This window comes from Marinobacter sp. bablab_jr008 (genome assembly GCF_016464145.1).
Lineage (GTDB): Bacteria > Pseudomonadota > Gammaproteobacteria > Pseudomonadales > Oleiphilaceae > Marinobacter > Marinobacter nauticus.
In genome coordinates, this window is record NZ_JACDWW010000059.1 from 70,241 (window position 1) to 82,885 (window position 12,645).

The following is a 12,645-nucleotide window of genomic DNA, read 5'->3' on the forward strand; positions in this document are numbered from 1 at the left end:
TTTACTCTTCTTTCATAATACGAACGACCCGTTCGTCCATGCAGCTACGCACAAATGCATTCATTTCACGCTGGTCGCCGGACTCGTAGAAGCGGAGCATAAGTTCATTGAACTCGAGTTGGCTTGAAGCCGGGATATTGATGGCCGGATAGCCGTTGCTCAGCAGGTGGCCGTTCATCATAAAACGCCCCATGCGCTTGTTTACATCGTAGAAAAACTGGCAACGGGCCATAGTCAGGAACAGGTGGACAGCCTGATCGTAAACATCATCCATGTGTTGTAGTTCATCGATCATGCGGTCAAAACGTTCCGGTAGCTCACTAGCCGCCGGTGGCTCGTAATCAGTGCCGGCAATGAGTACGGAGCCACTGCGAAAGCAGCCCCACTCCAACGCTTCTTCCCTTGCAGCAACCGCATGCAGAGCCATGGCGCAATCGGCCGATAAACTGAAGCTCCCTTCCCGGATCATCTGAAACAGCAGCTTCCAGGCCTCGCCCTGATTAACCGCGATTTGCTGATCGCTCAGCCGATGCCCACCCACTGTGACACCCTGCAGCAGGGTTTGCACCTCCGGCAACGTGAAGTTGATGCCCTCCAGGCGCACTGCATCGTAAACAAATACCGCCACCGCACGTTGTGCAAGCATAAGTGCTTTTTCGGGGTTGGGTGGCATTGACCAGTGGTTGTCTGTGGCGGTGGGCATTTCGGCTCCGGTTGGCGGTGCAACTTTCAGTTGTTTTCAAGACTGCCAATTTACCATACCGGGCGTTAAAAGCTGAGTTTGCGCTTAGCTAAGCCAGTAGCGCGTGATCTCACGCTGCGTGCGCCGTACCTTCCTGTGCGGGCAAGTCCGCTCCACCGGCGCTGTTATGAGCACCGGCGAGGCTGGATTGAAGAGCGAATCCGGCTTCTGGCATCTGTGTTTGCAGGAGATGTGGCCGCTTATGCGGTGATGTCGAACCATTACCACCAGTTACTTCCGATCTAACCAAAACTCCATGCCTTCAAGTATACAAGCCTCAAAATATGACATATCCAATGGAACATGTTCATTAATAGACTTTAAATCTCGCGACAGAATGTTAACACCATCTGGATAAAGTCTAACTGCTGTACGAATTCGATCGCAAGCTACATCCCCCCCATGCACCACCGCAGTCAATGCAGCCCGCCTGTGCAGGAACAGCTGTGAGGGCCAGGTCTCGACGAAGTGATCGGCCTCCATTAGTTGGCGTTCATAACCACCCGAAGGCGGATCCAATCGCAAAATTCGCACACTCATCGCACCTTTGCCCAGAATACTGCTTCGGGAGATATCCTGTAGTCGATATTGATCGGGGTCATCAATATCAATAGCCTGAAATATACGGACAACATGCACATAGTCGCGCACCGCATAAACGGAAACCAGAAGCGCTACAATCAGTACTATTGAAGTTGTACCAATCAACACGGGCCTTTGGGACCAAGAAATTTTGTACTTAGAATCAAACAAACTGAGAAAAGCCACAAAAACTAGCAGGAAAGGGGAGAACCAGAACGAAAACTCAACCTGATTCTGTAACAAAATAATCGCGACTATTGAGGCCGCAAACACGAATACTGGGGTTCTCGGCCTAGTCCAATAAATGAATAGAAGATAGAAACAAAACGACAGAAAAACCAATAGTCCCAGAAGGCCGTATTCTACCAGCAACATCAACAAGAGATTATGCGGGTGTGTCCACAGCAACTGGTTATTCACCGAATAGCCAGACACCTCCATTGTCATACTAAACAGAGGATAGCTACCCGGACCATTACCCAGCCAGATACTGTCAAGCTCTGACACTCCTCCAATGACTTTTTTCCACTCACCAACCCGCTGAACGTCGCCAAATCTGAGGCGCGCATCAGAAATTTCTGAAAAGCTTTCTCTATCAATCAATCCCGCCTGAACCGACGTGTTCGTCAAGAATTCATCCGCAACAGGAACAACTGCGTATGCAAGCACAAGCGATAATAACGTTAATAAAACACCTTTAGACCAAAGGGTCTGCCACCGGCATGAGGCTGAAAAATAGTTACGAATAAACTCAATCACCGATATCAGGCAGAGGGTCGCGATCCCCAAATAAAAGAATCGACTGCCTGTTAAAACTGCGCCAATGCAGAGCCAGAAGGGGTAAAGTAACCACAGTCTGGAACGGATTTGTCCTGTTGCAAAAAGATAGATAAATGAAATCAACCCCATCAGCACGACAAGGGCAGTCAGGTTTGGCTGCCCCAACGCACCGATCATCCGAGGGCCGCCGTCTGCAACCCACGGAAGAGCAATTGTCAGCAAGCCATAATAGCGAAGTATACCCAATAAAACAGAAAGGCCAGCTACTACAGTGGTGAACCACGCCAAAGCTCCAGCTACACTCGGGTTCGAATAGCGCTCTGTTAGAGTGGAAATCGCTACGGAAACTAAAAGTGCCGTCAAGAGAGATACCAGATACACAAACGCATGGTAATGATCTAGACCATCTAATAAAACAAAACCGGAGAATATCACGAACAAAAAGCATGCCGAGCGAGAAATAGCTAAATCCGCCCCCCTTTGGTACATCACGGTAAAGAAAAGGAAGAGCCCCCCTAGTACACCTAGAAAGTTTTTTACAAAGTCCACATCTGGGTAAAAATTCAGGGGCACAAGAAATGACAGGGCGCTAAGGAGAACAGTAAGGCGGATCATCAATGGTAATTCCTCAAAAAAAAAGGGCGCTCCTAAGAGCGCCCTTTGACACCTAACTCAAGAATCAATTACAACCCGCAGGAATGTATGAGCTCTTCCATGCAGTCGCACTACCCTGAGCAACAACGCAAGTCCAACCACCATTGGCTGCACGAGTCAGGGTAATAGTGGCACCGGTAATGCCGGCCCCTGCGTTCTGTCCGAGCGTTGCAACCAAGCTGCCGGTACCGCCGGCAAAGTTGGCATTAGACGCCGAAGTCTCAGTAGTCAAGTTTGACCCAGTGAAGCCCAAGTCGGCATACGTATTGGTTGTGATGCCACGAGTGAGACGCTCTTCCACAGCTGTCCGGAGGGAAGACAGTTCACTATATGCACGATTCACTTGGGTACGCGCGGTGTAATCCTGATACTGAGGAATAGCAATTGCAGCCAAAATACCGATGATCGCCACAACGATCATCAATTCGATCAGGGTAAAACCCTTCTGACCATGATTCATTTTGATTTCTTGCATGTTATCGACCTCTAGAGTTGTCGTTTCTTTTTCAAAGCTCTGACCGTCAGGCATATTTCCCGTCAGCCGCGCTGAGCCTGCAACAGGCTAAGCAACCAGCGTGCCAATTGCAAGATAATGTTAAAAATGGGCGTGCATTCAGGGCGTTGCAACCCTTTGTGATACGCATCACATAAGGCAAGCCTATAAAAACCCCGCCCGATCACGTCCAGGAGTGACGTTTTTTGTCACCCACCCCTAACACAAACCGACCAGCACATTTAAACGACATGTCTTTGAGAAAGATCAAACCTGAGACCTACCCCGCTTTCCAAACCCCGGCCATGCATCTAAACTCTGTGTTCATAAACGCAAGTTTCAGCCACTTACAAGACTTCCCTCAGAGCATTTATGGCGAGCAACAACCGAAACGTGACACTGACAGGCTTGGCCCGTCGATTTGTGGATGACGGGCTTCTGGATGAAGATACCGCCAAGGATGCATTCCTACAGGCCTCACAGAACCGCATCCCACTGATCACCTACCTCACCCAGAACCACCTTGCGGACAGCTCCAAACTGGCATTTTCTGCCGCCATGGAGTTCGGTGTGTCGGTGCTCGACCTAGATTCTTTCCTGCCGGACATGATGCCGGAGAAGGTAGTTGACGAGAAATTGGTACGGAAGCATAACGCCCTACCCCTGTATAAACGAGGCAACCGGCTGTTCATCGCTGTATCAGACCCGACAAATATTCAGGCACTGGACGAAATCAAGTTCAACACCGGCCTGAGCACTGACGCTATTCTTGTGGACGACGCGAAGCTGCGGGCTGCCATCGACAAGTATCTCGAGTCCCAGGACACCACCATGGGAGACTTGGACGACGCCGACCTGGAGGGTGTGGAAACCGAGGGTGGTGATCAGGATGATGACGGTGCCGTCAGCGCTACCGAAGTAGATGATGCACCTATTGTTAAGTATGTAAACAAGATGCTGCTTGATGCTATTCGTGGCGGCGCATCCGATATTCACTTTGAGCCCTACGAAAAGATCTATCGGGTACGCTACCGGACCGATGGCATCCTGAAGGAAATTTCCCGCCCTTCTATCAAGCTCGCACCGAAGATCTCTGCCCGGGTAAAGATAATGGCGCAACTGGACATCTCGGAGCGGCGTATTCCTCAGGACGGTCGGATCAAAATGAAGCTGTCCAAGACCAAGGCCATCGACTTCCGGGTAAATACGCTGCCTACCCTTTGGGGCGAAAAAATAGTGCTCCGGATTCTTGACCCGAGCCAGGCCAAGCTGGGCATCGACGTGCTCGGTTACGAGGAAGACCAGAAGCAACTGTATATGGATGCCCTGGCTCAGCCCCAGGGTATGATTCTGGTCACCGGGCCGACCGGTTCTGGCAAGACGGTATCGCTCTATACCGGCCTGAACATTCTGAACACTCCGGGCATCAACATTTCCACGGCGGAAGACCCAGCGGAAATTAACCTGGAAGGCATTAACCAGGTTAACGTAAACACCAAAGTGGGCCTCGGCTTCGCTGAAGCATTGCGGGCCTTCCTCCGCCAAGATCCGGATGTGATCATGGTGGGTGAGATCCGGGACTTGGAAACCGCCAATATAGCTATTAAAGCAGCCCAAACCGGGCACCTGGTTCTGTCTACCCTTCACACCAACAGCGCTGCGGAAACTCTGACTCGAATGATGAACATGGGTGTGCCTGCGTTCAACATTGCCACATCCGTAAGCCTGATCATTGCCCAGCGCCTTGGCCGGCGGTTATGCAGCTGCAAGCAGCCGGCAGACATCCCAAAAGACGTGCTTTTGAAGGAAGGGTTCACACAAGAACAAATTGATACAGGCTTCACGTTGTTCCGTCCCAAGGGCTGTGATAAATGCAATGGTGGATATAAAGGCCGCGTTGGTATTTACGAGGTGGTCAAGATTACCGACGAGCTGGCAAGTATGATTATGGAAGAGTCCAGCTCCATCAAAATTGCAAAGCAGGCTCAGGCGGAAGGCTTCCGAAACCTTAGACAATCGGCACTTCTCAAGGTTATTGAGGGAGTGACCAGTCTTGAAGAAGCCAACCGTGTGACGAAGGATTAAGCATGGCAGAAAAAGCGCAGAAGCTGGAATCGTATGTTTGGGAAGGCAAAGACCGCAAAGGCAACAAAGCCAAGGGCGAATTGACCGGATCAAACCTGGCCCTGGTTAAGGCCCAGTTGAGAAAGCAGGGCATTATTCCGGACAAGGTCAAGAAAAAGCCCAAACCACTCTTTGGTGGCAAAAAGAAAATCACACCGTTCGACATTGCGATGCTGACCCGCCAGCTCGCAACGATGATGAAAGCTGGCGTCCCTCTGGTTCAGAGCTTCGACATCGTTGCAGACGGCCTTGAGAACAAAGGTCTGCAGGAACTGGTGATGAGCATTCGAAACGACATTTCGTCTGGTACCGGTTTCGCTTCTGCCCTGCGCAAACACCCGCGACACTTCGACGATCTCTACTGCAACTTGGTCGAGTCCGGCGAGAAAGCAGGTGCGCTGGAGCAGATGCTTGACCGAATAGCTACGTACCTTGAAAAAACCGAGCTGCTCAAAAAGAAAGTTAAAAAAGCAATGACCTACCCCATTGCTGTTGTTGTAGTTGCGATCATCGTAACTGCCATTCTACTGGTAAAAGTCGTACCCCAATTCGAAAGCCTGTTCCAGGGTTTTGGCGCCGAGCTACCGGTGTTTACACAAATGGTGGTTCGGCTTTCGGAGTGGATGCAATCCTGGTGGTTTGTGGTCTTGCTTGGGATAGTAGGCGTTATCTTTACGTTTAAAGAGGCAAAACGCCGCTCGCCAAAGTTCTCGGATTTTGTCGACAAGTACACACTCAAGTTGCCCGTTGTGGGTGAAATTCTCGATAAATCCGCCGTCGCGAAGTTCGGTCGGGTGCTTTCCACTACCTTTGCTGCAGGTGTCCCCCTTGTTGATGCGCTGGATTCGGTAGCCGGTGCGACGGGCAATGCGGTATATCGCGATGCGGTCATGCGCATCAAAAATGATGTTTCAAGCGGTACCCAACTCCAGGCATCAATGCGTCAGCAAGACGTCTTCCCGGTTATGGCGGTTCAGCTGACAGCCATCGGCGAAGAGTCCGGCAACCTGGACGAAATGCTCGGTAAGGTTGCGGAGCACTACGAAGCCGTTGTTGACGATATGGTGGACAACCTTACCGCCTTGATGGAACCCATGATCATGTCGGTTCTCGGCGTATTGGTTGGCGGTCTCATCATCGCGATGTACCTCCCCATCTTCCAGATGGGCCAGGTCGTCGGCTGATTTCCACCGGCATACCCCCTCTCCTGCAGGGAGAGGGGGGCAAAACAACGATAAACCAGAGTCTCTGAATGCTCCCCCTAGAAACCATCCTGTCCACCCCCTGGCTTCTCTATCTGGTCGTCATTTTCGTCTCTCTCTGCGTCGGTAGTTTTCTGAACGTTGTCATCCTTCGCCTGCCAAAAATGATGAAGCAGGAATGGCGATGCCAGTGCGAGGAGTTTCTGGAAGTGCCGGAGGGCGACCGCAAATCAGATGATCGGATAACTCTTTCAAAGCCGGCCTCCACCTGCCCTTCCTGCGGCCACAAAATTCGTGCCTGGGAGAACATTCCGGTCATCAGCTGGCTAATGCTTGGTGGCAAATGCTCTTCGTGCAAAACACGTATTTCGCCGCGTTACCCCATCATTGAAGCACTGACTGCGGTTTTTTCCGTCGTAACGGTTTATCTGTTGGGGCCATCCGAGTCCGCACTCTGGGCGTTGCTGATGGTCTGGGCGCTGGTGGCGCTGACCATGATCGATTTCGACACACAACTCCTGCCAGACGGCATCACCCTGCCCCTGATGTGGCTTGGCCTGGTGCTCAACTACTTTGGTGTGCTGACGGATTTTGGCAGTGCTTTCTGGGGCGCTGTGGCAGGTTACCTCTCGCTCTGGAGCGTGTACTGGTTGTTCAAGCTGGCCACCGGCAAGGAAGGCATGGGGCACGGGGACTTCAAGCTGTTAGCGGCGCTGGGGGCCTGGCTGGGCTGGCAACTGCTGCCTGCGGTGATTCTGCTCTCCTCTCTGGTGGGCGCTATTGCGGGCATCAGTCTGATGGTATTCCGCAAACACGGGCGTGAAGTGCCGATTCCTTTCGGCCCTTACCTGGCCGCTGCAGGCTTACTCTCGTTGTGGTTCGGCCCTGAAATCCAGGCCATGTGGTTCGGGTACCTAGGAGTCTGAATGTCCCGCTATTCGGTTATCGGCCTCACCGGAGGTATTGGCTCCGGAAAATCCACCGTTGCCCGCATGTTTGGCGCTCTTGGCGTGCATTGGGTGGACGCTGACGATGTCGCCCGACAGGTCGTGGAACCAGGCACACAAGCCCTCAGAGCCATCGCTGATCACTTCGGCAAAAGTATTCTTCAGGGTAACGGCGAACTGGATCGTGCTTCCCTGCGCCAAAAAGTGTTTGAGGACCCTGAACAACGACGCTGGCTGGAGGGATTGTTGCACCCCATTATCCGCCAGGAACTGATCCGCCAACTGTCACCCGAGGATTACAATCTGCCCTACGTGATGCTGGTCTCTCCCCTGCTTCTGGAGACCAACCAGCACGAACTGGTGGAGCGGATTGTTGTGGTGGATGTACCGGAAGAAACTCAGATTGACCGCACCATGGCGAGAGACGGCAATAGCCGGGAACAGGTCGAGCGGATACTCGCCGCACAGATGCCCAGAACCGCCCGTCGCGAAAAAGCCGATGAGATTATCAACAACGCGCAACCGCTGGAGCTCGTGGAAGTTACAGTACGCGCCCTGCACCAACGTTTTATGGCGGATTTCAGCCAAGGAGCATAGTCTGATCCGCCCCGCACTTATTCGTACTGCACTTGCCACCGGCCTCCTCGCTTGTTCCTTCACGAAAGCGGCAGAACCGGTTATCACCATGCGTGATATCTCGGTGCCCGCCCTTCTGGCGCCGGAGCGCCTGCCGATTTCGTTCTATACCTTCAAACCCGATGAGTTCTGGGCAGAGCCCAGGGATTCCTGGTGGCTGGGAGTCAGCGACTGGGTTATTCGGCAGGAACGTCAGCATGGCCCAACAGTGCAGTCCCTGGGTGCATGGGCAGACCGGACACTCTCCGGATCTTCCCAGGCGCTGCCAAATAACGAAAGCTACCTGCGACTGGGGTTTGCAGCAGAATCTGAATACAGCGATCCGGCCCAGTTTGAGCCGGAGCTTCGCTTTCGTCTCGATGTCCCCACCGCTGGGGAGAAACTGCGACTGGTAGTAGAGAGTGAAAGCGAAGAACTGATCCCACTGGCGGAGCGTGAGCGGGACAGGCAACTGACAGAGCCAGAGCGAACCGACACTGAAACAACCGGCGCCCTGAGATTTCTGACCGATGTCGGTGATGCCATCAACCTCTCAACCGATATTGGTGGCCGACTGAGGCTGCCACCCGAACTCTTCTGGCGTATGAAAGCGCGCAAGGGCTGGAAAATCGACAACGATTGGGCACTCAATGCCCAGCAACGTTTTTACTATTATCATACCGAAGGCTGGGGGGCTCGCAGTTGGGTTGGTTTAAACCGCTCACTGGGTAACGGCTGGCATTACTACAACTCATCCGAGCTGGAATGGATTCATTCTGACCGCGAATTTGTCGGGGCCCATGTTCACAGCGTGCAGAAACGTCTGAATACCCGGTCGGTGATCACCCCTCGTATTGGCGTGCTTGGCGAGAGCCAGCCAACCTGGCGCACCACAAACTACTTTACAGATATCACATGGCGCTACCGGGTGTATGACGATTGGCTGTTCGCGGAGCTGATTCCGGCCCTGGAGTATCGGCGCGATGACGGGTTTGACGACCAGGCGTCAATCGTATTCCGAATCGAAATGTACTTTGCAGGCACCATTGACCGGGAATGACATCAGAAATGAGCAGACCACTGCATAAAAGCCGGCCCGCCGAGGAAGCTCTGACACTCACACCGATTGCCATCACTCGCTCCTGCTTTCAGGACAAGTTCGGCGTTCCCCGGCAACCCGGCCTTACCCGCCATGCCCACGCGGAACTGGTTATACAAAGTCCCTTTGATCGTGAAGACGCTTTCCGGGGCCTTGAGTCAGCGAGCCATATCTGGCTTACCTTCCAGTTTCATGAAGCCGTTCGCGCCGAATGGCGCCCGGTGGTTCGGCCCCCGAGGCTTGGGGGTAACAAGAAAATCGGTGTGTTTGCCAGCCGTTCGCCTTTTCGCCCGAACAGTCTTGGCCTGTCAGTCGTCAGGAACGAAGGGCTCGCTCGCAAGAATGGCGAACTGGTCCTGAAGATCAGTAATCATGATCTTATTGAGGGCACACCAATTCTCGACATCAAGCCCTACCTGCCATTCTCGGATTCTGTCCCGGAGGCATCACTGGGCTGGGCAGACAGCGCGCCGACCGACAGATTGGAGGTGACCTTTGCACCGGAAGCCTCTGACCAGCTAAGCCAGCTTCCGGAGGCCGACTATCCGGATTTCCGCGCCCTGATTGAGGACGTCGTCAGTTACGACCCGCGCCCGTCGTTCCGCCGAGGTCGGGATGAACAACGAATCTACGGAGCCAACCTGTTCGACAAGAATGTTCGGTTTCGATTTGTGAATGAAGATTCAATCATGCGTGTGGAAGTGATATCCGTCTGTTAAGATGCACCTTGGTGATTTTGTAGTCGACACAGGGAACTTGTGCCTTGCCTTCAAACCAGTTCTTCAAGCGTTTGGGTTTGCGCCCACTGGCACTGCGGTTGCTTGGGTGGGTGCTGCTGTACAGCCTGATATTGTCACTGGTGGCAACGGGTGTTCAGATGATTGGCGAATTCGAACGCCAGAAATCGGAATTGCAGAGCAGTCAGGAGCGCGCCGCTGAACTTATCGCCGGCGGCATGAGCACCAACCTGTGGGTGATGAATTTCAGCGAAGTAGCCAATAGCCTGGACGACATGCGTTCCATGCCTTTTATTGGCTATGCACGGGTGATCACAACCACCGGCGAAGAATTCAGTACCGGCTCCTACCCTGAAGGCCGGGTAATTACCCAGACATTCCCCCTCGAATTCAACCGTTCCAGTTTTGACCGTCCGCAACGAGTGGGGGAACTGACCATTGTTTCGTCCATTGAACAGGTATACCAGGATATCCTCGATCGCGCCCTGCTGAATCTCCTGTTCCAGTCCATTGTGGTGATGCTGGGCACATTGGGATTGCTGTTGATTGTACGGGTAGCACTGTCCCGCCACCTGGAGACCATGGCGGACTATGCGGCCAAGCTGAACCTGGATGCACTTGTTGAGCCTCTCAAACTGCGCCGGCGCAACCCTTCCCGGCCCGATGAGCTTTCCGAACTGGAGCAGGCATTGAACAAGATGCGGTTGCAGATTCTCGAGGACACCCGCTCATTAAGGCAGACGACCATCCAGACTCAGGGCGAACGGGACGAAGCCATCCGAGCCAATCACGCCAAGAATCAGTTCCTGGCCAATGTCAGCCACGAGCTGCGTATTCCGCTTCAGTCTGTCCTCGGTTACGCCAATTTGCTGACCGACACGCCTCTGGACCAGGAGCAACGGGAGTATGTGAATACCCTGCTCAATGCTTCGGAAAGCCTGTCCTCCATCATCAATGACCTGCTGGATATCTCCAGCATGGAAGCCGGCAAGCTGGAGCTTGAGGCTATTCCTTTTGACCTGCGTGAAACCCTGAACGACCTGATTCATATGCTTGGCTCCAGGGCCCGGGAAAAAGGTCTGGCCCTGGAAGTACGGGTGGATGAAAACCTGCCCTGGGCACTGACGGGAGACCCGGTACGCATTCGACAGGTGTTGCTGAACCTGTTATCCAATGCCATCAAATTCACGGATTCCGGCCATGTGCTTATCAGCATTGAGGTTCTTGGCAGAAAAGAAGGCAAAGTGCGCCTACGGTTGGCGGTTGAGGACACCGGGGTTGGTATAAATCCGGAGGACATACCTCTGGTCTACGAGCCCTATGTTCAACTTGGTCAGCGCTTCCAGCGTCAGTTACCGGGTGCGGGGCTTGGGCTCACCATCTGCCGTCAACTGGTCGATTTGATGGGCGGCTCGATGGATCTGGAGAGCCGGCCCGGCGAGGGCTCTACCTTCTGGGTGGAACTGTCACTTCAGGAAGCAACCGACGGCTCTGCCAAGGTTCGGCCGGATTCAAGGCAGGTGCAGGGCCGACGGGTACTGGTCGTTGATTCCTACGAGCTGTCACGCAAGATTACCCTGGAGATGCTATCCCGCTACGATGTTCATATTGATGCCGTCCGGTCAGCCGGGGAAGCACTGACCGCCCTGCGACAAGCCTTTGATGCAGGCATACCCTACGACGCTACAATTCTGGACGGCTTCGTGCCCGACATGGATGCGGATTTACTGTGCCGCCAGGTACGGAGCAACCCGCAATGGGCCGAAATGAGGCTTCTGATCCTGTCCTCCAACCCCCAGCGAGGGGACGCCGAGCATTTTCGCCAGGCCGGTGCTGATGCCTTCTTGAGCAAGTCTCTCCGGGAATCCTACCTGATTCCGATCCTGAACCAGCTGTTTACCCATGACACACAACAGGAACGCCGGTTTCTTACCCGCTTTTCTCTGAAGACCATGGCGGATGCCGGAAGTCGCCAGCGGGAAATCCCTTGCGGTCGGATGCGGGTGCTGCTGGTGGAAGACAATCCCGTAAACCGCACCCTTACCCGGCGATTGCTGGAAAAACTGGGCTGCGAAGTCATGACGGCAAACGACGGGCAGGCCGCATCCTCGCTGTGGCAATGGCATCAGTTTGATGTGGTTTTCATGGACTGCGTTATGCCCCGGATGGACGGCTACGAAGCAACACGCCAGCTCCGGGCCTGGGAAACCAACCATGGTCGCAGCCGGGTACCGGTTGTGGCACTGACGGCCAGCGCCATGGAAGAAGACGAGGAACGTTGCCGCGAAGCGGGCATGGATTCCTTTGTGGCTAAACCTGTCAACCTTGAAATGCTACGGGCAGTGCTGGAACAATATTGTCAGGCTTCTGCAACATCCTGATGAAGCCGCAAGTCACCTGCCCGGAATCATGCCATGAATGTAGAGTGTCCCACCTGTAAGAAATCCGTGGAATGGAGCGAGACCAACCCCTGGCGCCCCTTCTGCTCTGAGCGCTGCAAACTGATCGATTTGGGTGCCTGGGCCAATGAGGAGTATCGGGTGCCGGCCGAAAACGCCTCTCCCGATGATCTCGACCAGGGCGGCGAGGTTACCCGTCACTAACGTGTTGGTTGCGAGCCACTTACGGGCTTTTAAGTTGTTAACCACCCGGCAGATGTTTAACATCCGT

11 protein-coding genes are annotated in these 12,645 nt (G+C 53.6%); 8 read left to right on the plus strand and 3 right to left on the minus strand.

All coding sequences use genetic code 11. The annotated features are described in order from the left end of the window. Position 1 precedes the first annotated feature (1 nt). From JIF53_RS08930 to JIF53_RS08940, 3 genes are all read right to left on the minus strand, one after another. Entirely contained in the window at positions 2–703 is a 702-nt protein-coding gene (locus JIF53_RS08930; RefSeq protein WP_199452310.1) for a Fic family protein, read from the minus strand. Between the two features lie 270 nt (positions 704–973). Next, positions 974–2,719, minus strand: coding sequence for a PglL family O-oligosaccharyltransferase (locus tag JIF53_RS08935; RefSeq protein ID WP_199452311.1), 1,746 nt, complete (start codon positions 2,717–2,719; stop codon positions 974–976). A gap of 64 nt (positions 2,720–2,783) precedes the next feature. Next, positions 2,784–3,233, minus strand: a complete 450-nt coding sequence (locus JIF53_RS08940) for a pilin (protein ID WP_323127172.1) — start codon at positions 3,231–3,233, stop codon at positions 2,784–2,786. A gap of 390 nt (positions 3,234–3,623) precedes the next feature. Between JIF53_RS08940 and pilB the strand changes: the two genes are divergently transcribed. The 8 genes from pilB (at position 3,624) to yacG (ending at position 12,578) form a co-directional block, all read left to right on the plus strand. After that, positions 3,624–5,336, plus strand: coding sequence for a type IV-A pilus assembly ATPase PilB (pilB, locus tag JIF53_RS08945; protein WP_199452312.1), 1,713 nt, complete (start codon positions 3,624–3,626; stop codon positions 5,334–5,336). Positions 5,337–5,338: 2 nt separating this feature from the next. Beyond that, positions 5,339–6,559: a type II secretion system F family protein gene (locus JIF53_RS08950; RefSeq protein WP_199452313.1), complete on the plus strand. Its 1,221-nt coding sequence runs from the start codon at positions 5,339–5,341 to the stop codon at positions 6,557–6,559. Between the two features lie 68 nt (positions 6,560–6,627). Then, entirely contained in the window at positions 6,628–7,503 is an 876-nt protein-coding gene (locus tag JIF53_RS08955) for a prepilin peptidase (RefSeq protein ID WP_199452314.1), read from the plus strand. Beyond that, entirely contained in the window at positions 7,504–8,121 is a 618-nt protein-coding gene (gene coaE, locus JIF53_RS08960) for a dephospho-CoA kinase (protein WP_199452315.1), read from the plus strand. Positions 8,122–8,209: 88 nt separating this feature from the next. Next, the gene (locus JIF53_RS08965) at positions 8,210–9,199 is read left to right on the plus strand and encodes a hypothetical protein (protein ID WP_199452316.1); all 990 of its coding nucleotides are present in this window, start codon (positions 8,210–8,212) and stop codon (positions 9,197–9,199) included. Positions 9,200–9,207: 8 nt separating this feature from the next. Beyond that, a complete protein-coding gene (gene tsaA, locus JIF53_RS08970; protein ID WP_011786131.1) occupies positions 9,208–9,957 on the plus strand; it encodes a tRNA (N6-threonylcarbamoyladenosine(37)-N6)-methyltransferase TrmO in 750 nt (249 codons plus the stop codon). A 44-nt stretch (positions 9,958–10,001) separates the two neighbouring features. After that, a complete protein-coding gene (locus JIF53_RS08975) occupies positions 10,002–12,356 on the plus strand; it encodes a hybrid sensor histidine kinase/response regulator (RefSeq protein WP_121207110.1) in 2,355 nt (784 codons plus the stop codon). A gap of 33 nt (positions 12,357–12,389) precedes the next feature. Then, the gene (gene yacG, locus JIF53_RS08980; protein ID WP_011786133.1) at positions 12,390–12,578 is read left to right on the plus strand and encodes a DNA gyrase inhibitor YacG; all 189 of its coding nucleotides are present in this window, start codon (positions 12,390–12,392) and stop codon (positions 12,576–12,578) included. The last annotated feature ends 67 nt before the right edge of the window (positions 12,579–12,645 follow it).

Bases quoted from the DNA above. Each gene is read 5' to 3' on its own strand.
- JIF53_RS08930 (WP_199452310.1), bottom strand. From the start codon at position 703: ATGCCCACCGCCACAGACAACCACTGGTCAATGCCACCCAACCCCGAA.
- JIF53_RS08935 (WP_199452311.1), bottom strand. From the start codon at position 2,719: ATGATCCGCCTTACTGTTCTCCTTAGCGCCCTGTCATTTCTTGTGCCC.
- JIF53_RS08940 (WP_323127172.1), bottom strand. From the start codon at position 3,233: ATGCAAGAAATCAAAATGAATCATGGTCAGAAGGGTTTTACCCTGATC.
- pilB (WP_199452312.1), top strand. From the start codon at position 3,624: ATGGCGAGCAACAACCGAAACGTGACACTGACAGGCTTGGCCCGTCGA.
- JIF53_RS08950 (WP_199452313.1), top strand. From the start codon at position 5,339: ATGGCAGAAAAAGCGCAGAAGCTGGAATCGTATGTTTGGGAAGGCAAA.
- JIF53_RS08955 (WP_199452314.1), top strand. From the start codon at position 6,628: ATGCTCCCCCTAGAAACCATCCTGTCCACCCCCTGGCTTCTCTATCTG.
- coaE (WP_199452315.1), top strand. From the start codon at position 7,504: ATGTCCCGCTATTCGGTTATCGGCCTCACCGGAGGTATTGGCTCCGGA.
- JIF53_RS08965 (WP_199452316.1), top strand. From the start codon at position 8,210: ATGCGTGATATCTCGGTGCCCGCCCTTCTGGCGCCGGAGCGCCTGCCG.
- tsaA (WP_011786131.1), top strand. From the start codon at position 9,208: ATGAGCAGACCACTGCATAAAAGCCGGCCCGCCGAGGAAGCTCTGACA.
- yacG (WP_011786133.1), top strand. From the start codon at position 12,390: ATGAATGTAGAGTGTCCCACCTGTAAGAAATCCGTGGAATGGAGCGAG.